The 24,114-nt window shown below is 32.0% G+C and carries 22 protein-coding genes; 10 read left to right on the top strand and 12 right to left on the bottom strand.

What is annotated here, in order from left to right; genetic code table 11:
- Positions 1-58: 58 nt before the first annotated feature.
- From ABXT64_RS06060 to ABXT64_RS06080, 5 genes are all read right to left on the bottom strand, one after another.
- Positions 59-2,176, bottom strand: a complete 2,118-nt coding sequence (locus ABXT64_RS06060; protein WP_443634758.1) for a hypothetical protein — start codon at positions 2,174-2,176, stop codon at positions 59-61.
- Between the two features lie 515 nt (positions 2,177-2,691).
- Positions 2,692-4,392: a T9SS type A sorting domain-containing protein gene (locus ABXT64_RS06065; protein ID WP_443634760.1), complete on the bottom strand. Its 1,701-nt coding sequence runs from the start codon at positions 4,390-4,392 to the stop codon at positions 2,692-2,694.
- Positions 4,393-4,518: 126 nt separating this feature from the next.
- Positions 4,519-4,836: a hypothetical protein gene (locus ABXT64_RS06070; protein WP_443634762.1), complete on the bottom strand. Its 318-nt coding sequence runs from the start codon at positions 4,834-4,836 to the stop codon at positions 4,519-4,521.
- A gap of 108 nt (positions 4,837-4,944) precedes the next feature.
- A complete protein-coding gene (locus ABXT64_RS06075; protein WP_443634763.1) occupies positions 4,945-5,697 on the bottom strand; it encodes a LytR/AlgR family response regulator transcription factor in 753 nt (250 codons plus the stop codon).
- A gap of 3 nt (positions 5,698-5,700) precedes the next feature.
- Positions 5,701-7,563, bottom strand: coding sequence for a tetratricopeptide repeat protein (locus ABXT64_RS06080; RefSeq protein ID WP_443634765.1), 1,863 nt, complete (start codon positions 7,561-7,563; stop codon positions 5,701-5,703).
- Between the two features lie 280 nt (positions 7,564-7,843).
- On the opposite strand from ABXT64_RS06080, the gene ABXT64_RS06085 reads away from it, so the two are divergent.
- The 3 genes from ABXT64_RS06085 to ABXT64_RS06095 all read left to right on the top strand — a co-directional run bounded on the left by ABXT64_RS06085 (position 7,844) and on the right by ABXT64_RS06095 (position 10,265).
- Positions 7,844-8,296 carry a 6-pyruvoyl trahydropterin synthase family protein gene (locus ABXT64_RS06085; protein ID WP_443634767.1) on the top strand — a complete coding sequence of 151 codons (453 nt, stop codon included), beginning with the start codon at positions 7,844-7,846 and terminating at the stop codon, positions 8,294-8,296.
- A 307-nt stretch (positions 8,297-8,603) separates the two neighbouring features.
- On the top strand, positions 8,604-9,356 hold the full coding sequence (locus ABXT64_RS06090) for a UDP-2,3-diacylglucosamine diphosphatase (RefSeq protein ID WP_443634769.1): 753 nt from the start codon (positions 8,604-8,606) through the stop codon (positions 9,354-9,356).
- 48 nt (positions 9,357-9,404) lie between these two features.
- Positions 9,405-10,265, top strand: coding sequence for an alpha/beta fold hydrolase (locus ABXT64_RS06095; RefSeq protein WP_443634771.1), 861 nt, complete (start codon positions 9,405-9,407; stop codon positions 10,263-10,265).
- Positions 10,266-10,267: 2 nt separating this feature from the next.
- Here ABXT64_RS06095 and recJ read toward each other — a convergent pair whose 3' ends face one another.
- On the bottom strand, positions 10,268-11,959 hold the full coding sequence (gene recJ / locus ABXT64_RS06100) for a single-stranded-DNA-specific exonuclease RecJ (protein ID WP_443634772.1): 1,692 nt from the start codon (positions 11,957-11,959) through the stop codon (positions 10,268-10,270).
- Between the two features lie 64 nt (positions 11,960-12,023).
- Entirely contained in the window at positions 12,024-12,446 is a 423-nt protein-coding gene (locus ABXT64_RS06105; RefSeq protein WP_443634774.1) for an OsmC family protein, read from the bottom strand.
- A 101-nt stretch (positions 12,447-12,547) separates the two neighbouring features.
- Between ABXT64_RS06105 and ABXT64_RS06110 the strand changes: the two genes are divergently transcribed.
- Positions 12,548-13,138: a carboxymuconolactone decarboxylase family protein gene (locus ABXT64_RS06110; protein WP_443634775.1), complete on the top strand. Its 591-nt coding sequence runs from the start codon at positions 12,548-12,550 to the stop codon at positions 13,136-13,138.
- 380 nt (positions 13,139-13,518) lie between these two features.
- Here the strand turns inward: ABXT64_RS06110 and rsmI are convergent, their stop codons facing one another.
- Together rsmI and ABXT64_RS06120 are read right to left on the bottom strand one after the other, a co-directional pair.
- Positions 13,519-14,193 (bottom strand): 16S rRNA (cytidine(1402)-2'-O)-methyltransferase, encoded by a 675-nt coding sequence (gene rsmI, locus ABXT64_RS06115; protein WP_443634776.1) that lies wholly within the window; start codon positions 14,191-14,193, stop codon positions 13,519-13,521.
- 16 nt (positions 14,194-14,209) lie between these two features.
- Positions 14,210-14,947, bottom strand: coding sequence for a hypothetical protein (locus ABXT64_RS06120; protein WP_443634778.1), 738 nt, complete (start codon positions 14,945-14,947; stop codon positions 14,210-14,212).
- Between the two features lie 215 nt (positions 14,948-15,162).
- Between ABXT64_RS06120 and ABXT64_RS06125 the strand changes: the two genes are divergently transcribed.
- From ABXT64_RS06125 to mscL, 3 genes are all read left to right on the top strand, one after another.
- On the top strand, positions 15,163-15,801 hold the full coding sequence (locus ABXT64_RS06125) for a thymidine kinase (protein WP_443634780.1): 639 nt from the start codon (positions 15,163-15,165) through the stop codon (positions 15,799-15,801).
- Between the two features lies 1 nt (position 15,802).
- Positions 15,803-16,912, top strand: a complete 1,110-nt coding sequence (gene alr / locus ABXT64_RS06130; RefSeq protein ID WP_443634782.1) for an alanine racemase — start codon at positions 15,803-15,805, stop codon at positions 16,910-16,912.
- 81 nt (positions 16,913-16,993) lie between these two features.
- On the top strand, positions 16,994-17,401 hold the full coding sequence (gene mscL / locus ABXT64_RS06135) for a large conductance mechanosensitive channel protein MscL (RefSeq protein WP_443634783.1): 408 nt from the start codon (positions 16,994-16,996) through the stop codon (positions 17,399-17,401).
- A 53-nt stretch (positions 17,402-17,454) separates the two neighbouring features.
- Here the strand turns inward: mscL and ABXT64_RS06140 are convergent, their stop codons facing one another.
- Genes ABXT64_RS06140 through panC form a run of 3 tightly spaced genes read right to left on the bottom strand, consistent with a single transcriptional unit; the run spans position 17,455 to position 19,634 of the window.
- Complete coding sequence (locus ABXT64_RS06140) at positions 17,455-18,420, bottom strand: lysylphosphatidylglycerol synthase transmembrane domain-containing protein (RefSeq protein WP_443634785.1); 966 nt, start codon at positions 18,418-18,420, stop codon at positions 17,455-17,457.
- Between the two features lies 1 nt (position 18,421).
- The gene (gene panD / locus ABXT64_RS06145; protein WP_443634787.1) at positions 18,422-18,772 is read right to left on the bottom strand and encodes an aspartate 1-decarboxylase; all 351 of its coding nucleotides are present in this window, start codon (positions 18,770-18,772) and stop codon (positions 18,422-18,424) included.
- A gap of 13 nt (positions 18,773-18,785) precedes the next feature.
- Entirely contained in the window at positions 18,786-19,634 is an 849-nt protein-coding gene (gene panC, locus ABXT64_RS06150) for a pantoate--beta-alanine ligase (protein ID WP_443634789.1), read from the bottom strand.
- Between the two features lie 92 nt (positions 19,635-19,726).
- Here panC and ABXT64_RS06155 point away from each other — a divergent pair, with 92 nt between their 5' ends.
- The 3 genes from ABXT64_RS06155 to glmS are packed head-to-tail and all read left to right on the top strand — an operon-like array spanning position 19,727 to position 24,047.
- Positions 19,727-20,536, top strand: coding sequence for a glycogen/starch synthase (locus ABXT64_RS06155; RefSeq protein WP_443634790.1), 810 nt, complete (start codon positions 19,727-19,729; stop codon positions 20,534-20,536).
- Between the two features lie 14 nt (positions 20,537-20,550).
- Positions 20,551-22,182, top strand: coding sequence for a DUF4270 domain-containing protein (locus ABXT64_RS06160; protein ID WP_443634791.1), 1,632 nt, complete (start codon positions 20,551-20,553; stop codon positions 22,180-22,182).
- A gap of 17 nt (positions 22,183-22,199) precedes the next feature.
- A complete protein-coding gene (gene glmS, locus ABXT64_RS06165) occupies positions 22,200-24,047 on the top strand; it encodes a glutamine--fructose-6-phosphate transaminase (isomerizing) (RefSeq protein WP_443634793.1) in 1,848 nt (615 codons plus the stop codon).
- Positions 24,048-24,114: the final 67 nt, after the last annotated feature.

Consider the following 24,114-nt stretch of genomic DNA (forward strand, 5'->3'; position numbering starts at 1 on the left):
TCTTGCACTAGATTAGGATCAATTAAAATAGTATAATTATAGAGTTGACACCTACACTTTATAAAGAACCATTAGCCCATAATAATGCATTTCTCATAAGTAAAGCACCATCTGAAGCTACATTCCAAAAATCAGCACGAGCAGTAGAAGAAGGAGGATAAAAGTTTAAGAACACACGTCTTGCAGTTCCTGAAGTCCCTACATTATCTTTTTTAATAATTAAAGGAGTTCCGGTATCATAATCTGCTATTACTGTTGCTCCTGGATCTACTGTTCCACCTGTATTATGATAAGAAGCAGTACCTCCATCAAAATTTGTTACACCAGTAAGAATTGCATCAGCTGGGTCATAAATAGTTCCAATACTTACATTAGTTCCATTAGACTGTCCAGAATTAGAGTATAAGCTATAGGCAGCATATGCTCCTGTAATTTGAACATTTCCTGTAAAAGTTGCATCCACTACATGTCCTCCACCATCAACATATTGAGCAAGTACATTTCCAAGAGCAACAGGATCTGCAGCACCACCATCTGTAAATAAAAATACAGCGTCATATGCTTGAAGTTCAGCTAAAGTTGGAGTTCCACCATTACTTAAATAAGTGTCAGCGTCAATCTCAGCTGTTTCTTCTAACTTTAATTCTACATCATCAATCCAAGTTGGATCTCCAGGAGATGCCACCACTAATACTGAAGTAATAGGAGGAGCACCACCATTAATAGCCCATAATAATGCATTTCTCATAAGTAAAGCACCATCTGAAGCTACATTCCAAAACCCTGGGTTAACAGTAGAAGAAGGAGGATAAAAGTTTAAGAACACACGTCTTGCAGTTCCTGAAGTCCCTACATTATCTTTTTTAATAATTAAAGGAGTTCCGGTATCATAATCTGCTATTACTGTTGCTCCTGGATCTACTGTTCCACCTGTATTATGATAAGAAGCAGTACCACTATCAAAATTTGTTACACCAGTAAGAATTGCATCAGCTGGGTCATAAATAGTTCCAATACCTAAATTAGTTCCATTAGACTGTCCAGAATTAGAGTATAAGCTATAAGCAGTATATGCTCCTGTAATTTGAACATTTCCTGTAAAAGTTGCATCCACTACATGTCCTCCTCCATCAACATATTGAGCAAGTACATTTCCAAGAGCAACAGGATCTACAGCACCCTGATCTGTAAATAAAAATACAGCGTCATATGCTTGAAGTTCAGCTAAAGTTGGAGTTCCACCATTACTTAAATAAGTGTCAGCGTCAATCTCAGCTGTTTCTTCTAACTTTAATTCTACATCATCAATCCAAGTTGGATCTCCAGGAGATGCTACAATTAATACTGAAGGATTATTTGATGGAGTACAAGTAACATCGCTTGTGAAAGTACCAGTATATGAACCATGGTTACTCGAGTTTAAAGACCAAGTACCACCAGCTTCAGAACAATCTGAACCATTTAAATAAGTATGAGTTCCTGCATATCCAATTACGTTACCACCAATAGTTCCACCACCAGCAATATTACAAGTAGTAGAAGCACCACCATCAACACATCCAGATTGAGCACCTACGTTAGTTACACTTACAACAAGTCCTACATCAGCAAGAGCAGTAACATCGTCATCAGCAGAACCGTCACCAACAAATAATAAACTAAAAGTTCCAGTATCACCTGTAACTAAAAGAGGGTGAGCGTCACAATCATCACAAGCTAAAACACCAGTAATAGGTGTTACAGGAGCTCTAGAGTTTTCATGAGCTGCAATAGCTCCAGAAGTAATACCTTTGTATATTACCTCTGTAATTTGAACATTGTTTCCTTCCAAATCAGCACTTAATTTAAAAGATGCCATTACAGATGACGAGCTAAATGCTAAATCTTGAACTTCAGCTCCAGCTTCAATTTTTCTATCTGCTTTAAAGCTAATTTCTTGACCAGAAACTAATTTTAAGCTAGCTACTGCATAATTGTTTGGAGTAATGTTAATTTCTATAACACCTCTTTCCATAGTTCCTACGGTAGTAAAAAGCCCTTTGTAGACACCCATGTTGGTATCGTCATACTGCGCAATAGTCGCAGAAAGGTTTGTCGTCGAGTCTGTTAACTCTAAGTCCTTAGTACAAGAAAATACTAAGACAGATGCAAATAATAATAAAAATAATTTTTTCATAAATAATAAATTTGATTTAGTTAAATGTTAATATATAATTTTCCGCAAAAATAATTTTTTTTTTAACAGTGTATATACGTATTTACACGTATTTATGCATAAAAAACAGCATAAAAAACAGCATAAAAAACAGCATAAAAAACAGCATAAAAAACAGCATAAAAAACAGCATAAATAAACATTGGAAAAGCATTTTAAAGCCCATCTATGTTTTCTAAATACTAATTTGAGGAATATTTTTTTTGATGTAATTTTTAAAAGATTATAAGAATGAAATATTTTAATAAACAATCAATTGGCATCCAACTTTTTAGGTTTTATACCTACGCTATTAATTTGTAATTATTATCGATTTATAATTAACAGGTATATGGATTGCTTTAGTTGTCTGGGTGGCATTTAGAGCTTTGGTTTTAATCATAAAATTTAAAAACAAGTATTATAAATTAGCTCAAAAATAAATTAGCCCTCCTTTTTAATAAAGATGGGCTAATTAGTATAAAGTATTAGATTATTTATTTTTTAATAATCTTCTTAACTGAAGTGTTATTTCCAGATTGAATTTGAACTAAATAAACTCCTGTATTAAGATTAGAAATATTTATAGTTTTAGAAGTAGTATTCTCTACGTCTGCTGTATAAACAATTCTTCCCATAATATCAACTACCTGAATTTTATCAATTGTTAATCCAGTAGTATTTGAAATTGTTAATTGATCTTGTACTGGATTAGGATAAATTAAAACAGCAGCATCTAAAGAATTGTCACCAACACTTAAGTTACCGTTAATAGACCATAATAATGCATTTCTCATAATTAAAGCACCATCTGAAGCTGCATCCCAGAAATCATCACGAGCATCAGAAGAAGGTGGGTAAAAGTTTAAGAACACACGTCTTGAATTTGAAGGTCCAACATTATCTTTTTTAATAATTAAAGGAGCTCCTGTAGTATACTCTGCAATAATTGAAGCACCTGCATCTACAGTTCCTCCTGAATTATGATAAGAAGCTGTACCACCATCAAAGTTAGTTACACCAGTAAGAATTGCATCAGCTGGGTCATAAATAGTTCCAATACCTAAATTAGTTCCATTAGACTGTCCAGAATTAGAGTATAAGCTATAGGCAGCATATGCTCCTGTAATTTGAACATTTCCTGTAAAAGTTGCATCCACAACATGTCCACCTCCGTCAACATATTGAGCAAGTACATCTCCAAGAGCTATAGGATCTGCAGCACCAGCATCTGTAAATAAAAATACAGCGTCATATGCTTGAAGTTCAGCTAAAGTTGGAGTTCCACCACTACTTAAATAAGTGTCAGCGTCAATCTCACCTGTTTCTTCTAACTTTAATTCTACATCATCAATCCAAGTTGGATCTCCAGGAGATCCTACAATTATTACTGAAGCACTTGCTCCTGTATTAATGTTTGCTGTCCAAGTTAAGGCGTTTGCCATCATTAAAGCACCATCTGATGCTATGTCCCAAAAATCATCACGGGCATCTATAGAAGGTGGATAAAAGTTAAGGAATGCACGTCTTGCATTGCCAGGACCCATATCATCATTTATAATAATAAGAGGGGCTCCTGTAGTGTATTCAGCAACTACAGAAGAACCTGCAGCAATCGTTCCAGCAGTATTATGATAAGAAGCAGTACCTCCATCAAAATTTGTTACTCCATTTAAAGTTGGATGACCAGGATCATTAATAGTTCCAATACCTAAATTGGCACCATTAGATTGTCCAGAAGCAGAGTATAACTCATACGCCGTAAATCCGCCTGGAATAGGGACATTAGGTGTAAATGTAGCATCTACTACAGCTCCACCAGCATCGATGTACTGTCCTAAGATATTTCCAAATGCAATAGGATCTGCAGCACCAGCATCTGTAAATACTAATACAGCGTCATATGCTTGAAGCTCTGCAAGTGTTGGTGTGCCACCAGTTGTAAGAAATGTATCTGCAGCAACAATGCCAGTTCCGTCTAGTTGTAATTCTACATCATCAATCCAAGTTGGATCTCCAGGAGCCCCTAGTACAAGTACAGATACTCCACCCCAAGAACGAGTGTTTTCAACTCCGTAGTTGTTCTGGATACCATTTTCGCTATCAATATTTGAAGAAACTCCTGTTCCTTGCGAAAATACTGAGGCACTTAATAAAAGTGCAAATAGCATAATACCGTTTAAAATAATTTTTTTCATAATTTGTAATTTTAATATGTTAATTGTTTATGTTCTACGAAAATAATGATAATGTTGAAATTTTTAAAAAGTAAAAACCCTTTTTTAAAAGGGGTTTTACCTTAAAGTAAAGTGTTAATTAATTGGTTACATTAATGTTGAAATTTTTAAAGTTTTTCCACACATATCACTTGTTATTTTAAAAATAACATCGCCTTTTTTCCCTTTAGAAGCCCATCGAACTTCTTTTCCTGTATTGCAAGTAATACTTGTTTTAGATCCTTTATTAAGACTTACAAATCCAGACCCTGTATAAATGCTTATTTTTTCTTTCGTGTCATTAATTAAAGAAAAACTTGCAAAAGAAATAACACCTTCTGATGGAGAAGTTGTAGCTGTTTTATGATTAATAGGTGAAAAAGAAGATAACACTAGAATGCTAAAAATGGCTAAGATAAATTTCATGTCTTTTTGTTTATTGTTAGACATCAAAAATAACGTAGCTATAGTAGCTAGTACATTATGAACTTCTAAAAGGTTGGTTTCGGTTTCTAAAAAGAAGTACTTAATGTGTTAAGCGATATTTTGAACAATCGTTAAAAATTCTTCTTTTTTCTCTTTTGAGATTGAAACTCCTTTTCCATTTTCCATTACAATATAGCCGCCATCAGACTTTACATATTGTGTAATATATTTTAAGTTGATTAAAAAGGAACGATGCGGTTTATAAAAAGCAGGAATGTTTTTTAATAAACCTACAAAGTGCTTTAAGGGTTTACTTATAAGAATTTCGTTTTCTGTTTTGGTAGATATTTTTGTATACATACCATCAGCTTCCATCATTATAATATCTTCAAAACATACAAACTTAATTCCATCACTTACTGGAAGTCCTATTTTGTTGAAATTAGAAGAAGTTAAACTGTTTTTTAATTCTTCTAAACGGCTATTAATTTGTGACTTTCCTATGAGCTGGATTGCTTTATCAACTGCCTCTTTTACTTGACTTGGACGAATAGGTTTTAATAAATAATCAATGGCCGAAAGTTGAAATGCTTGAATGGCATACTCACTATAAGCTGTGGTAAAGATGATCTCAAAATTGAGCACATCTTTTTCAATAAAATTTAATATTTCTAATCCTGAATGTTCTGGCATTTCAATGTCCAGAAATACAATATTTGGAGTTTCTTTTTTTATAATTTCAACACCAGAAAGTAAATCTTTTGCTTCAAAAATTTGAGTAATCTTTGGACAGTTTTCTTGAATTAATATACCCAATAAATTTCTTGCTTTTGATTCATCATCAATGATAATCGCTTTCATAGCTTAGTGTTTTAATATTGGAATACTTACGATTACTTTGGTGCCATTACCAATATGCTCTTCAGAATATAAATCGATAATTTCGACACCTATTTTTTTATGCTTTCCGAAATTTAGTAATTCGAGTCGTTCTTCGGTCGCTTTTGCTGCAAAAGATTTATGAAGGACTGCTCTTTTTTTCTGAAATTCTCTCGATTTTTCTCTACCTACCCCATTATCAATGATGGTACATTGTATATTATTTGTACCTCCTTTTAAAAAAGAAACACTAATTTTTCGATCTTCTTTTTTGTGGAGTAACCCATGTTTTAAAGCATTTTCAATATAAGGCTGTAGTAACATTGTTGGAATATGAATGATATCGGAATTTAAATCATTTGCGACATTAAAGGTATAATTTAATGTGTCTTCAAAGCGTAAACATTCTAAATCTAAATATGTTTTAAGACTGTCTATTTCTTCTTGTAATGAAATAACTCCAGTATCACTATGGTGTAAATACGTTCGAATTAAATCTGCAAATTTTCCAAGGTAATCACTCGCTAGATTTTTTTTATTTAATATTATATATTCTTGAATAGAGTTGAGTGCATTAAAAATGAAATGCGGATTCATTTGCGACTTTAAAGCTTTCAATTCAGATTCACGGTATTGTTTTTCTAAAGCTAATCTTTTCTGAGTTTCACGTAATTCAATAGTGATAAGCTCTGCTTTTTTACGTTCGCGAAGTCTTCCGAAGAAAAATAGAGAAGATAAAATAATAAGAAGGGAAATAATGGAAGCACCAATAAAATAATTTCTATTTTTTTTACTCTCCGTTTCAGCTAGTGTTGCTTTAACAAGGGCTGCATCTTTTTGAGCTTCAATTTTTTCAGTTTCATACTTCGTTTGTAAATCTTCAATTACTTGTACTTTTTCTGAAGAAAATAGCGAATCAACCATCGTATAATGCAATTTTAAAAAGGCATTAGAAGCAGTGTAGTTTTTTATTTTTTGATAATAATTATGTTGTTTTAAATAGGCATCCTTTAATGGACCGTATCGTTTATGCAACTCATAAATATCGATGGCTTCTTGGTTTCTTTTTATGGCTTCCGAATAATTATTTAAACTAAAATAACTTTCAGAAAGTAGTGTCTGTGAATTAGCAACATTAAATTCTTGATTGTATTTTTTATAAAAAGGAAGGATGTTACCTGTAACTTCAATTGCTTTTTGATAATCGCCTTGGGAATGATAAATAAACCCAAGACTAGAAGTTGCAATGGCAATTCCTGTTTCAAAATTAACCGCTTCAGAAATACGCAAAGCTTCTTTATAATATTCTTCAGCTTTTGAAAAATCCTTCAGCTCTTGATAGGTTACAGCAGCGTAATAATATAATCCTGCTTTCGAATCACTTGCAGGTTTGTCATTAATAAGAGCAATGTTTTCTATATGTAATTCTAAAGCTTTTTCGGGTTGCTGGTTTTTGGTATAAATTCTAGCGAGTAAATTGTGGGTAAAGATTAAATTGTCTGTATCCTTTATTTCTTCGAGAATTTTCTTCGCCTGAAGAGCATATGCTATCCCTTTATCTAATTCTCCCTTTATAACATAAAACGTACTTAAACTATTTAATGAATATCCTTCCCCTCGTTTATAGCCTATTTTTTTTGCTAATGCTAATGCTTCTTGAGCTAAAGGTAAACCATCGTTAAAATCTCGTGAGTGATAGTATTTTGTGAGATCGATTAACATACTCACCCGCGTAGTATCTTCTTTTTTATAAGTTTCAAGAAGTTGTTTTATACTATCTAATTTTTTTTCTTGTGAAAAGCTTATAGTGCTTATTAATACGAAAAGAAAAAATACTTTTTTAATCATTTAGGGAGCTAAGCTTTTTTGTAATTAGAACTAAATCACCTACAAAAATGAACTATCTATTTCAGATTTACAATTATAATTTCTGAAATGCTGTTTTGAGTTGCTGTAATAATAGTATTTTTGTGATTCAATAGAATTCGAGTGATGGAAATATTAGATTTTTTAGGAGGTCAAGGGATGTTTATGATACTAGCACTATTTGTTGTTATTGTTGTACTTTACAATAAAATAAAGACACACAGATACCACAACTCAAAAAATAAAAACAGATAAAAATAGCATGAGCACAATCAGGATTACAAAGCAATTTTCATTCGAAACAGGCCATGCTCTTTATGGTTATGACGGAAAATGTAGAAATGTACATGGGCATAGTTATAAATTGCATGTGACGGTTATTGGTACTCCAATTTCAGATGCAAACAATGTAAAATTCGGTATGGTAATCGACTTTACAGATCTTAAAAAAATTGTGAAAGACGAAATTGTAGATGTGTTTGATCATGCAACGGTATTCAATAAAAATACCCCTCATGTTGAGCTAGCAAAAGAATTAAAAGACAGAGGCCATAATGTTTTGTTAGTTGATTATCAACCGACTAGTGAGATGATGATTATCGATTTTGCGATTAAAATTAAAAATAAATTGCCTTCTTATGTACAATTACATTCTTTAAAACTGCAGGAAACCGATAGCAGTTATGCACAATGGTTTGCTAGCGATAATTCTTAATTCTTGTAAAAACAGGAATCTCATGATTTTAATTAATTAAGTTAGTCAGTTACCTGTTGTTCAAATTATATCTGATAATCAAGATATTATTATTATTATTATTTCCTCTCATAAGATTAGTAAACATATCATCTGGATATGATAATATTTATTATAGTTTTTTGTAATTAACTCAAAAAATTAAATTTGCAATAACAACGCCTTTAAATCACTGTTTATTAGGTATTTGCGATTATTATTGCATCAAACTCAGTTTATCATTTAACTAAATATTCCTGCCTCCGCAGGAATTTGTTATCTTTACCACATGCAAATTCCAGAAGGAAAAAAAGTATACTTTTCAAGCGATAATCACTTAGGAGCTCCAACTCCAGAAGAGAGTCTGCCCCGTGAAAAAAAGTTTGTAAGTTGGTTAGATGAAATAAAGGAAGATGCTGCTGCAATCTTTTTACTAGGAGATTTATTCGATTTCTGGTTTGAATATAAAACAGTCGTACCTAAAGGATTTGTTCGTGTTCTAGGAAAACTCGCCGAAATTAGTGATAGTGGAATTCCTATTTACTTTTTTGTTGGGAATCACGATTTATGGATGCGAGACTATTTTGAGAAAGAGTTAAACATTCCCACTTTTCGTGACTGTAAAGAGTTCGAGTTTAATGGTAAAGTTTTTTTAATTGGCCATGGAGATGGAAAAGGCCCTGGTGATAAAGGCTATAAACGCATGAAAAAAGTATTTACTAATCCAATATTTAATTGGTTGTTTCGTTGGTTTCACCCAGAGTTAGGAATGCGCTTGGCTCAATATCTTTCCGTAAAAAATAAATTAATATCAGGCGAAGAAGACAAAACCTTTCTTGGTGCTGAGAACGAGTGGTTGGCCTTGTATGCAAAACGCAAATTAGAAACAAAACATTATGATTTTTTTGTTTTTGGGCATAGACATCTTTCTATGGAAATTCAAGTAGGTGAAAACTCAATGTACTATAACCTTGGCGATTGGATTTCTCATTATACTTATGGAGTTTTTGATGGTGAAAATTTCGAAATAAAAGGGTATTAGATCTATTACGTCTAAGTTGTAAATCATATTCTATTAAATTTATTTTTTATGAGTAAAACTACAAGTCCTTATTCTCAATTTCGAGAGGTACAAAAATCCTTCGCCTCTAAGGATGGCACTATAAAATATATTGATCAAGGAGAAGGCGAAGTAGTTTTACTCTTGCACGGAATTCCTACTTCGGGATGGTTGTATCGAAAAATAATTAATATTATTTCTGAAAAAGGCTATCGTGTAATTGCTCCAGATATGTTAGGGTTTGGGAACAGTGATTCTCCAAATGGCTATAAAGTGTATTCTGAAAAAAATCATGCACAAAGAATTTTAGACCTTATGGATTCTTTGCAAATTAAAAATTGGATGCATGTAATGCATGATGCTGGAGGATTATGGACCTGGGAATTATTTAAAAAAGAGCCCAATCGTATTTCTAAATTAATTATGCTCAATACTATTATTTACAAAAATGGATTTGTGCCCCCAGTGCGTTTTGAAAAAGGAATTATTGCAAAAACTGCAATGTGGGCCTATAGAAATGGATTAACCACCAACCTTATGGTATCTGGACTATTTAAATCTGGCTTAACCAAAAACACATTGAGTAAAGAAGAAATTGAAGGATATAAAAAACCCTTATTAGAAGGAAAAACAAAAGGCATGTATTATTTTTTCACTCAGACTTGTAAAAACTTACCCGACTATTCACAAGTTTTAAAAAATATATCAATTCCTGTTGCAGTTATTTGGGGGAAAAAAGATTCATTTTTAAAATGGGAACCACAAAAAGATCCCGTGATTTTAGATGCATCTATTTCAGAAGAAAACATTCACTTATTAGACGCTAAGCATTTCATTCAAGAAGAAGAACCAGAAAAAATAGCTCAACTTATTCTTGATTTTATAACTTAAAATTATTCTTTAAGATCCTTTACTTTTAATTGTAAACTAACGGTATTGTTCCAATGATTTTCATCTATGGAATACGCCACTTTAAAAAGTTTTTTATCTTTTATAAGGGCTAATTTATCTCCTAAATTAAATCCTATACCCGAAATTTTTCCTTCACCATATTGACTCACCGTTAATTTTAAATGTTTATCATCCTCCCCAACGCATTTTCCATAACCAATATCTTGAACATCTTGTGTCATAAAAACTGGAGACATGTTTCCAGGGCCAAAAGGAGCAAATTGCTTTAAAATCCGATAAAATTTAGGTGTAATGTTTGAAAGATTAAGTTGCGTATCAATTCTTATTTCTGGAATTAACAAATTAGGATCAATAGTCTCTTTTACTACTTTTTCAAATTGAGCTTTAAACCCATCATAATCTTTTTCAAGAAGCGTTAAGCCAGCAGCATATTTATGACCGCCAAATTGTTCAATGAATTCAGAGCATTGTTCCAAGGCATTATACACATCAAACCCTTTTACACTTCGTGCGGATGCTGCTAAACGGTCACCACTTTTAGTAAAAACTAAAGTAGGGCGATAATAGGTTTCGGTCAATCGAGAGGCAACAATACCTATCACTCCTTTATGCCATTTTTCGTGATACACTACCGTTGTAAATCTATCTTGCTCCTTGTTATCTTCAATTTGGGCAAGGGCTTCGATGGTTATGATTTTATCTGTTTCACGACGATCTAAATTATAGGTTTCAATTTCAGCAGCATAGGTTGTGGCTAAATCAATATCCATTTCAGAAAGTAAGGTAACCGCATGGTTTCCATGCTTCATACGACCTGCAGCATTTATTCTAGGAGCAATAATAAAAACAACATCAATGATAGTAAGTGTATCCTTTTTCACTTGATTTAAAATTGCTTTAAAACCGGGCCTTGGAAGTGTATTGATGACTATTATTCCGTGATATGCTAATATTCTATTTTCACCTGTAATAGGGACAATATCTGCACCAATAGCTGTAGCTACTAGATCTAGATATAATAAAAGATCTTCAATGCCAAGTCCTCTTTTTTCTGAAAGTGCTTGAATGAGTTTAAATCCAACTCCACAGCCACATAGTTCTTTATAAGGATATTCGCAATCTTCCCTTTTAGGATCTAATACCGCAATGGCTTTTGGGAGTTCATCACCAGGTCTATGATGATCACAAATAATAAAATCGATTCCTTTCTTAGCAGCATAGTCAACTTTATCAATGGCTTTAATTCCGCAGTCCAAAGCAATAATTAATGAAAAATCATTGTCTTCAGCAAAATCAATTCCTTTAAATGAAATTCCGTAACCTTCACCATATCGATCTGGAATATAGGTTGCTACATTGGGATAATAACTAAGTAAATAAGTAGAAAGTAAGGCAACACTTGTAGTGCCATCTACATCGTAATCGCCATACACCAAAATGTTTTCTTGATTAGCTATAGCTTTTTCAATTCGCTCGACTGCTTTATCCATGTCTTTCATTAAAAAAGGGTCATGTAAATCGCTTAATTCTGGACGGAAAAATGACTTAGCTTCGTCAAACGTTTCGATCCCTCTTTGTATTAATAAAGATGCTGTAATTGAATCTACTCCTAATGTTTTTTCAAGATGACTTACTTTTTCAGGAATAGGTTTTGCTTGAATTGTCCAACGCATATTTGACTCGAATTAAATAGGGGAGCAGAATGGTAAAAGTACAATTTTTGGATAGAAGAATATTTTAACTTTCGTGAAAATAAATTTTAGTAGTCACTTTTGAGAATCTTCTAAACATTTCCATTACCCCACAATATTGATCTATCGATAATGTCACTGCTTTGGTGATTTTATCTTCCTTTAATTCAGTTCCATAGAAGTGATAATCTAGATGAACCGTATGATAATATTTAGGATGTTCTTCGGTTAATTCACCTATTACTTCCATGTTAAAATCGGTTATTTCAGCACGCATCTTTTTCAATAGAGAAACCACATCAAGTCCAGAACAAGCTGCTAATGAAGAAAGCATCATTGCTTTTGGGCTCACTCCTTTTCCTTCCCCTCCATGAGCACTTCCTGCTTCCATTAGAACTGTATTTCCAGTAGGATTATCAGATTCAAATAACATATTTCCTTTCCAAGTAGTTGTCACTTTATTTGTCATAATTTATAGTGTTTTTTGAAAAACTAATTTACAAAAAAGCAAACGTTACTCTACTATGAATTTTTTAAGTTTCGTACATTTAGAAATTAAAATAAATAACGATGCCATTAGTAAATCCATTATCACCAGATCATAATACAGAAACAAAAAAATTAGCTGAATTTTTTAACGAAACCCTTGGTTTTTGCCCTAATAGTGTACTTACAATGCAGCATAGACCAGCAATTAGTAAAGCGTTTATTAATCTTAATATGGCTGTAATGGCGAATGAAGGGCGAGTTACATCTGCACTTAAAAGAATGATAGCTTGGGTAAGTAGTAATGCTACAGGATGTCGTTATTGCCAGGCACATGCTATTCGTGCTGCAGAACGTTATGGTGCAGAACAAGAGCAATTAGATAATATTTGGGAATACAGAACGCATGCTGCTTTTTCTGAAGCTGAAAGAGCTGCTTTAGATTTTTCATTAGCTGCTTCAATGGTTCCAAATGCTGTTGATGGTGAAATTAAAAAAAGGTTACATGAACATTGGGATGAAGGAGAAATCGTAGAAATGTTGGGAGTTATTTCTTTGTTTGGTTATTTAAACCGTTGGAATGATTCTATGGGAACTTCTATAGAAGAAGGAGCTGTTGAAAGTGGAGATCAATATCTTGGAAAACACGGCTGGAATAAAGGGAAGCATGTTTAGTTTCTATAGATATATGGTGGTTGTTTAAAAAAATCAAGAACTTTTAATTCATCTTAATTTTTTTTAAACTTTCCGTGAAATTGTAATTAAGAAGGAGCTGTTGAAAGTGGAGATCAATATCTTGGAAAACATGGTTGGAATAAAGGGAAGCATGTTTAGTTTCTATAGATATATGGTGGTTGTTTAAAAAAATTAAGAACCTTTAATTCATCTTAATTTTTTTTAAACTTTCCGTGAAATTGTAACTAAGAAGGAGCTGTTGAAAGTGGAGATCAATATCTTGGAAAACATGGTTGGAATAAAGGGAAGCATGTTTAAAAAGATAATAGATGTTAGACCACTTCGCTGTTAGACACTAGACCTACTTGTTGCATATATAATTAGTTGTTTTTCCCTCCAACAACAATCACAATTTCACCTTTTGGTGGATTTGCTTCATAATGTTTTAAAACTTCTTGTGCCGTTCCTCGAATGGTTTCTTCGTGTAATTTTGTAATTTCTCTAGAAACAGAAACAGCTCTTTCTGCTCCAAAGTATTCAATAAAATGCGCTAGTGTTTTTAAGATTTTATGTGGAGATTCGTAAAAAATTATGGTGCGTGTTTCTTCAGCTAATAATTTTAAACGCGTTTGACGGCCTTTTTTAACAGGAAGAAATCCTTCAAAAACAAACTTATCGTTTGGAAGCCCACTATTTACTAGAGCAGGTACAAAAGCAGTTGCGCCAGGCAAACAATCTACTTCGATATTCGCTGCAACACAAGCACGAGTTAATAAAAAACCAGGATCACTAATGGCAGGAGTTCCTGCATCGCTTATAATTGCTATGTTTTCGCCTGCTTGAATTCGATTTACAATACTGACTACCGTTTTATGTTCATTGTGCATATGGTGAGAATGCATATGCGTTGAGATGTCGTAATATTTTAATAATTTCCCACTGGTTCGAGTATCTTCTGCAAGAATAAGATCCACTTCTTTTAAAACTTCAATAGCTCTAAAAGTGATGTCTTTTAAATTTCCAATAGGAGTGGGTACTAAATAGAGTTTGCCCATAATTTAAGCGAAAAGTTTAATTAAAGCGTTTTTCTAAAATTGTCATAAAACGTTCCATATATTCCTCTTTATTTAACCAATTATTATAATCAGGTTTCACCGTATCATTTATAAATAGCTTGGCTTCATTTAAAGAACTCATTGAATTAACCTGAGAAAGAACACGGGTATAATCATCAGGATTTTCATCGAATAAATGCTTTATAAAAGCAAGTCGATCATTAAGTCCGATTTGTAATCCTTGATTTAATTTCTCATTAAGAGATTTAGGCTTGTCATTAGTTTCTTTTACTTCTTTTTCAAGAACTATTTCGGTCTTTTCCTCTATGGTGTCTTTTCTTTCAAAAACAGGCATTTCTTGATACGAAGCAGCAAATTCTTCTAACTCACTTTTATGCGATTCTTTCTTCGGAAGTATTTCTTTAAGTAGTTCATCTACTTGTTGAGATTCTTTTGGCATTTGAGCCACAAGATCTTTAATTTTTTCCATTAAAGGTTCGGCTAGTTCATCGCTATATTGAGATTGTGGTAAAGGTTCTGGCTCTTGAAACCAATTTCCTTCTCGATAACTTTTTGAATCTAATGCCTGTGGTTGTTTTACACCATCAATATGTGATTCTAAATATTCTAACACAGTTAATTGCTCATAAAGCTTAGCGACTTTATTTTTAATTGAAACAGTTTCAAATGAAGTATCTTTTGAAAGAATCTCATTTGCTAAATCTTTTATTTGAGACCGAATTTTATTTTTCATAGTTATTTCCTGATTCGTTTAAAACTAATAAATATCAAAATTAAGGAATTAGAATGGTAAATGCATACTATTATATGAATCTACTTCAGTAAGAAATAGCATCAATTTAATGATCCATTTAGAAAATAACTTAAATATGAACTTTTTAAGTATTAGTTTTTATAAATTTACACAACGTTTATATAACATAAACGGTTTTAGTATAAATTTAATATATGTTTCTCGAAAATACAGTAAATCAGAAAGAACAGTTTGGATGGATTGAGGTGATTAGTGGTTCTATGTTTTCTGGAAAAACGGAAGAATTAATTCGACGTTTAAAGCGCGCTAAATTTGCACGTCAAAAGGTTGAAATTTTTAAACCTGAAGTCGATGTTAGATACGATGAAGAGAAGGTAGTTTCTCATGATAGCAATGAAATTAGATCTACACCCGTTCCTGCTGCTGCAAATATTCCAATTTTAGCAGATAATTGTGATGTGGTAGGTATTGATGAAGCGCAATTTTTTGATGATGAAATCGTAAAAGTTTGTAATGATTTAGCCAACAGAGGTGTTCGGGTAATTGTTGCTGGATTAGATATGGATTTTAAAGGAAATCCTTTTGGTCCTATGCCAGCACTTATGGCAACAGCTGAATATGTCACAAAAGTTCATGCAGTTTGTACACGTACAGGTAATCTTGCAAATTATAGCTATAGAAAAGCAATGAGCAATGATTTAGTACTCTTAGGAGAAACCGATGAATATGAGCCATTGAGTAGAGCAGCTTATTATAAAGCAATGTTGAGGGAAAAAGTAAGTAAATTGGATGTTCAGGATCCAGAAGATATTTCTTCAAAAAAGCAAGCTTAATATGCCTAAAGCGAATGAAACTATTCTTGAAATCAATCTAACTTCTTTAGAAGATAATTATCATTATTTAAAATCTAAAATTAAAAATGAAACCAAATTCTTAGCGGTTGTAAAAGCTTTTGGATATGGTAGTGATGCAATAGAAATTGCAAAAAATTTAGTCGCTTTAGGAATAGATTATTTAGCAGTAGCTTATGTAAATGAAGGGGTGAATTTACGTGACGCAGGAATTCAAATTCCGATCTTAGTTTTGCACCCACAGCCAATTAATTTTGAAACTTTAATTGATCGTTGTCTAGAGCCAAGCATCTATAGCCCAAATATTTGTAAGCAATTTATAAGAGTTGCTGAACAAAAAAAGCAGATAGACTATCCTATACATTTAAAATTTAATACAGGTTTAAATAGATTAGGCTTTTTAAGGAATGATATTGATTTTATACTTTCAAGTTTAAAAGAAACCAATACAATAAAAGTAAAGTCTGCTTTTTCACATTTAGCCGCAAGCGAGGATTTATCTGAAAAAGAGTTTACAGAAAATCAAATTCAAAATTTTAAAACTATTGCTTCCGAACTTACGGAGAAATTAGGATATCAACCCATACTTCATATGTGTAATACATCAGGAATTTTAAATTATCCTGAAGCTCATTTTGATATGGTGCGTTGCGGAATAGGACTTTATGGCTTTGGGAATAGTAAAAAAGAGGATATAAATCTAAAGCCTATAGCAACTTTAAAAAGTATTATTTCACAAATACACCAAATTGAAAAAGGAGAAACGGTAGGTTATAATAGAGCTTTTAAAAGTGAATCCTTTCTAAAAACAGCCACAATCCCTATTGGTCATGCAGACGGCATAAGTCGTTCTTATGGAAACGGAATAGGTTGGGTAACTATTAAAGGGAAAAAAGCAACCATCGTTGGAAATGTTTGCATGGATATGATTATGGTAAATATTACTGAAATAGATTGCCAAGAAGGCGACGAAGTTATAATTTTTGGAACCTCTCCATCTGCAACCGAAATAACTGCGTCTATCCAGTCCATTTCCTATGAATTACTTACTTCGGTATCACAAAGGATTAAACGTGTATTTCATCGAAATTAGTGAAGGCTGTTTATAAGTTAATTATTTTTTGATTTAGTTTTTAATTAAATTGCATTCAAATAACCATTAAAAACAAAACACATGTTCAAAGAATTTAAGAAATTTATATTGACAGGTAATGTTATTGATTTAGCAATTGCCGTATTACTTGCCGGAGCAATCGGACTAGTAGTAAAAGGATTTGTTGGCGATATCATGATGCCAATAATTGGTCAATTTACCGGAGGAATGAATTTTGCTGATTTAAAATTCGTGCTGTCACCAGCAGTATTAGATGCAGAAGGCGCAATCACCATTGCTGAAAATGCAATTATGTATGGAAACTGGATCAATTCAATTATTAACTTAATTATTGTAGGTTTTGTATTATTTATGATTGTTAAAGGATATAATAAAACTAAAAAGAAACAGGAGGAAGCAGCACCTGCACCTGCGGGGCCTTCAGATAATGATTTACTTTCTGAAATAAGAGATTTACTTAAAAAATAACCGTTACATTACTTATTCTAACCAAACCACCTTAAGAGATTAGGGTGGTTTTTTTATAATTTGATTTTATTATAAAAGGGTAATAGTATTAATGAAAGTACTCCAAAACACACAATTGAAGCAATATTAGAAGTCCAAACAATCCATCCAAAAGCAGTTCCAATCGTTTCGGGAATATTAAAGACCACTAAAATTCCAGCAACAAAAAAGGGATAAAAACCAAAACCACTATTGGTAAATGCAAAAGCAAAACTACCCACTACAAATACTATAATAATTGTTGAAATAGGCACGATAGAAGTTTCATCTAAAGCCTGAAAAGCAGTGTAAAATGATAATAAATACAATCCCCAAATAATACAAGATAATAAAAGGAAAGCTCCTTTTCTTCTCATATGAATGATGCTAAACACACCCTCTTTTAATCCTAAATAAAACTTTTTTACTTTTTGTTGAAGCTTAGATTTTGAGTATTTCAGAAATAAAAACCCAACAATAATTAAAGTGATAAGACCAATTAAAGCTATAATTAGCTTTGTGGGTTGAATTACTTCAGCTAAATAATTATAAAGTTTATCAAATTGAATTAGTAAAGCAATGGCAGTAAATCCTAATAAAAAAATTAGATCTACCACTCGTTCAGATATGATGGTTCCAAATCCTTTTTTAAAAGGAACATTTTCATACTTGTCTAAAACAATTGCTCTTGAAATTTCGCCACTTTTCGGAATAAAAATATTCATTAAATAAGCAATATTAACCGCCATAAAATTATTTGCAAGCTTAGGGCGATACCCTAATGGTTCTAACATAAAATTCCACCGAAACGCTCTTAAAAAATGACTTAGAATACTAAAAAAGACTGATAAAAGAACAATACCGTAATTGGCATTAGAAAAATAAAAGCTAATGTCTGCTAATTGCTGTTCTGAAAATTTTGAATATGAATAGTAAATTAAAAACACCCCCAGAGCTAAAGGAATAGAAATCTTTAAAAATTTAATAATAGTTGCGTTCAAACTAATTTAGTAAGTTGTTTTCTTCGTTTGGAAAGACTAGAGAAGGTTTAAATTTTTTAGCTTTTTCTATTTCCATTATAGCGTAGGTGATTAAAATTAGAATATCTCCAGGGGCTACTTTTCTAGCAGCAGCACCATTTAAGGTGATTTCACCACTGTTGCGAGGGCCTGGGATTGCATAGGTTTCTAGACGTTCACCGTTATTATTATTAACAATCTGCACTTTTTCTCCTTCGATAATATTAGCGGCATCCATTAAATCTTCGTCAATAGTAATACTTCCTATATAGTTAAGGTCTGCACCTGTGACTTTTACTCTATGAATCTTAGATTTTACAACGTGTATTTGCATGGAAGCAAAGGTATTAATTTAAAGCGATATTATCTATAAGTCGAACATTTCCCGTAAAGACAGCAATAAATGCTCTATAAGTGTTTTCTTTCCGTTTTCTTTTTGCAGTTTTTAATGTTTTGACATTGGCAATTTCAAAATATTCAAGCGCTAAATTGGGGTGTTTATTAAAAATATCATTCACATATTTGTTTAATTCTGAAATACTTTCAGTTTTAAACTTATTTACAACTTCTATAAGAGTTTTATTTATAAGTGAAGCTTCGCTTTTTTGAGATTCAGTTAATCGCTTGTTTCTAGAACTCATTGCTAAACCACTTTTTTCTCTTACGATTGAACACCCTATGATTGAAACAGGAAGTAATTCAATTTCTACTAACTTTTTTACTACTTGTAACTGTTGAAAGTCTTTTTCCCCAAAATAAGCCTTAGTTGGAGTTATTATTCTGAATAATTTATCTAATACAGTTCCTACTCCATCGAAATGACCTTCCCTGTGTTTTCCTTCCATTTCATGTTCTAATCCAGAAAAACGATATTTTTTTGAAGAAATATTATTTTTATATATATCAGATACATTTGGGGTATAAATAAGGACATTCTCATTTAAAGTTTCTATTAATGCTACATCATTCTCTAAAGTTTTAGGATATTTTTCTAAATCTTCAGGATTATTAAACTGAGTTGGATTCACAAAAATACTTACAACCACACAGTCATTTTCTCGTAATGCTCTTTCAACAAGAGACATGTGTCCTAGATGTAATGCACCCATTGTAGGTACAAAACCTATTTTTTCTTTCTTTTTAATAAATAAGCTAAGTGCTAATCTTAAAGTTTCACTTTTGTAATAGATTTCCATATAATATATTTAGAGCCAGTAAAATTAAGATATTAAGGTCAATCTTCATAAATTTTCGTAATTTTGCATTTTTTAATAGTAAAGCCAATTGTATGAAAGATAAGAGAATCTTATATGTGTCTTCTGAAGTAATACCTTATCTTCCAGAAACTGAGATTTCTTCCATGTCGTTTGAAACTCCAAAAATGGTGAATAGTCACCAAGGGCAAATTCGAATTTTTATGCCTCGTTATGGGAACATTAACGAAAGAAGGCATCAACTTCACGAAGTAATTCGCCTTTCAGGGATGAATTTAGTGATTAATGATATGGATATGCCACTTATTATTAAAGTTGCATCAATTCCAAAGGAAAGAATGCAGGTGTATTTTATTGATAATGATGATTATTTTAAAAGAAAAGCTACGTATGCTGATGAGGATGGAAATTTCTTTTCTGATAATGATGAACGAGCAATATTTTTTGCAAAGGGTGTTATAGAAACTGTTAAAAAACTAAATTGGGCGCCAGATATTATACATGTACATGGTTGGCTAGCTTCTCTTTTACCTTTGTATTTAAGAAATTACTATGAAAACGAACCTATTTTTGAAAATAGTAAAATCGTAACATCAGTATACAACCAAGGTTTTGAAGGAATGTTAGACAAAAAAATTACCGATAAAATTATTTTTGACGGTATTAAAGAAGAAAACATATCAGAATTAAAATCTCCTGATTATATAAATATGATGAAATGTGCGATTGATAATTCAGATGCTATTATAAAAGGATCCGAAAAATTACCTGAAGCTTTAGAAGATTATCTTAAAAATCTTAAAAAACCAATGTTAAAGTATCACAAAATTGATGAATTTGCGCAACCTTATCTAGATTTTTACAACTCACAAGTATTACAATAAACTTATTTAGTAAAATGAAGCTTACAAAAATAGTACCTCAAATAGGTGTCATATTGTTTTTTATTATAGCCTTGGCGTCCTGTGAAGAAGATTTTAACACGATAGGCGTCGATATTATCGGTGATGAAATTAATAATGTAGATTCTATAATAGACAGATCAGTTATCGCCTATAGTAAAAAAATAAACGCGGTAGAAACAAATAATTTACCTGCTTATAAATTAGGTACTTATAAAGATCCAATATTTGGCTTATCAACAGCAGACCTTGTTTCACAGATAGTAATGCCCGCAAATGACCCATCATTTGGTGAGGATGACGAAGATGCTTACCCTGTAGTGGTCGATAGTGTTTATTTGTACATTCCATTTTTTAATGAATCTACTGAAGTTGAAACAGGTACATTTACCTATGAATTAGATTCTATCTTTGGTAATGCTCCATTTCAATTTTCGGTGTATGAGTCTAACTATTTTTTAAATGATTTTGATCCAGAATCAAATTTTGAAGAAACTCAAAAATATTATTCAACCCTAGGAGAAGTTTTTAATACTAATTCAAATATTGGCGATTTACTTTATGAAACCAATGATTTTACTCCAAGTAATGAAGGGTATAGATTTACAAGAATAGATGAAAACAATGACACTCTAGTATTAAATTTAGATCCAGGAATAAGAGTGGCACTTTCAAATGAATTCTTTTTAGAAAAAATTATTAATCAACAAGGAGAACCAGAATTATTAAATAATTCAACATTTCAAGAATATTTTAGAGGAATATTAATAGACGTTGAAGCAATTAATGGAATGGGGAGTTTATTTATTTTTGATATTAATAATGCAAATATTACCATCTATTATGGGTACGATACCAATATTTTAGATGACGATGAGAACCCAATTATTGACACAGAAGATCTTGATGAAGATGGAGATGTAACTGAATTTGTAACTGAAAAAAATACAGAAGAATTCGAATTTTCTTTTAGCGGAATAAATACGAATATGTTAACTACTGAAGATTTAATAGATTTCGATAATCCAGATATAGTAAATGGTGAAGAAAGCCTTTATTTAAGAGGTGGTGATGGGTATGTTACTGTTATTGAATTATTTGGAGAAGATAATGATGATAATGGCGTAGCCGATGAACTTGAAGCTTTTCGCAATCAGCAATGGCTAATAAATGAAGCAAATTTAATCTTTTATGTAGATCAGGATCAAGTTACTGGAGGAAGTTCAGAACCAGAGCGTATATTAATCTATGATTTAAATAATGATAGAGTATTGGTAGATTATGGATTTGATTTAACGCAGGGTGAATCACCAGAGAATGCACTTACCCAGCATTTAGGTAAATTAGAAAGAGGAAATGATGAAAACGGTGATTACTATAAAATTAGAATTACAAATCACATCAGTAATTTAATAAATAGAGATTCTACAAATATATCTTTAGGATTAGTCGTTTCTCAAAATGTTGTTCAAGGAGGATTTAAGGAATTAGAAACCATAGATGAACCCGTAACAACAGTCCCATCAAGTTGTGTAATATCTACTGAAGGAACTGTTTTGCATGGTAATTTGTCTCCAAATGAAGGTAAACAACTAAAACTTAGAATTTATTATACAGATCCTAATTAATTAAAAACATAACATTTATGTGTGGTATTGTAGGTTATATCGGAAATAGAGATGCTTATTCAATTATAATAAATGGTTTAAAGCGATTAGAATATAGAGGATATGACAGTGCAGGAATAGCATTATATGATGGTGAAAAGCTAAATCTTTCAAAAACTAAAGGAAAAGTAGTTGATTTAGAAGAAAGAGTAAAAAAAGAAATTCCAACTAATGGAAATCTAGGAATTGGACATACGCGTTGGGCAACACATGGCGTGCCAAATGACATCAATTCTCACCCACATGTTTCAAACAGTGGAGAGCTAGTTATAATTCATAATGGTATTATTGAAAACTATGCAACGCTAAAGAAAGAGTTAATAAATAGAGGGTATACATTTCAATCTGATACCGATACCGAAGTACTCGTAAATTTAATTGAAGAAATTCAGAAACAAGAAAACGTTAAACTTGGTCAAGCAGTGCAAATTGCACTAAATCAAGTTGTAGGAGCTTATGCCATAGCGTTAATTGATATAAAAAAGCCAGATGAAATCGTAGTTGCAAAACTAGGAAGCCCATTAGCAATTGGTATTGGCGAAGATGAATTTTTTGTAGCTAGTGATGCATCACCATTTATAGAATATACAAATAATGCTATTTATCTTGAAGATGAAGAAATGGCGATTATTAGAAAAGGGAGAGATATTAAGGTTCGAAAAATAAAAGGAGATAAATTAGTAGATCCATATATTCAGGAACTTAAAATGAATCTTGAGCAGATTGAAAAAGGAGGATACGACCATTTCATGCTTAAAGAAATTTACGAACAACCTTCAGTAATAAAAGACACCTACAGAGGAAGATTATTGGCCGATAGGGGTATTGTTAGGTTAGGAGGACTTGAAAATTATATTGAAAAATTCACCAATGCAGACCGAATCATTATTGTAGCCTGTGGAACCTCTTGGCATGCTGGTTTAGTTGCAGAATATATATTTGAAGAATGGACAAGAATTCCTGTAGAAGTTGAATATGCTTCAGAATTTAGATATCGAAACCCAATTATTACTTCAAAAGATGTTGTGATTGCTATTTCTCAAAGTGGAGAAACTGCAGATACGCTAGCGGCGATAAAGCTAGCAAAACAAAAAGGAGCTTTTGTGTATGGAATTTGTAACGTAGTAGGGTCAACAATTTCAAGAGAAACACATAGTGGTACGTATACACATGCAGGTCCAGAAATCGGAGTAGCTTCAACAAAAGCATTTACCACACAAATTACAGTATTAACAATGATTGCTCTAAAAATTGCAAAAGTTAAAGGCACTATCTCGAATAGTGATTTTATGTTGTATTTAAGAGAATTAGAGTTAATTCCATCCAAGGTTGAAGAAGCATTAAAGAGTAATGAAAAAATAGAAGAAATTGCGAAAGTTTTTAAAGATGTAAATAATTTTCTTTACCTCGGAAGAGGATACAACTTTCCAGTTGCATTAGAAGGCGCTTTAAAATTAAAAGAAATATCATATATCCACGCAGAAGGATATCCTGCTGCAGAAATGAAACATGGTCCTATTGCACTTATAGATGAACACATGCCTGTAGTGGTTATTGCAATTAATAGCAATCACTATGAAAAAGTAGTGAGTAATATTCAAGAAATTAAATCAAGAAAAGGGATAATAATAGCAGTAGTTACAAAAGGAGATACAACAGTAAAAGAAATGGCAGACTATTATATGGAAGTTCCTAAAACACCAGAGGCCCTTACGCCGCTAGTAACCACTATTTCATTACAGCTATTATCATACCATATTGCAGTTATGCTTAATAGAAATGTAGATCAACCAAGAAATTTAGCTAAATCGGTCACGGTAGAGTAAAGATTATAACGTTTTTTTTTTTAGGCATTTCATCTCTTATTTTAAAGACAAAAAAGCGTATATTTAA

Source organism: Candidatus Marifrigoribacter sp. Uisw_064 (assembly GCF_047730175.1).
Taxonomy (GTDB): Bacteria; Bacteroidota; Bacteroidia; order Flavobacteriales; family Flavobacteriaceae; genus Marifrigoribacter.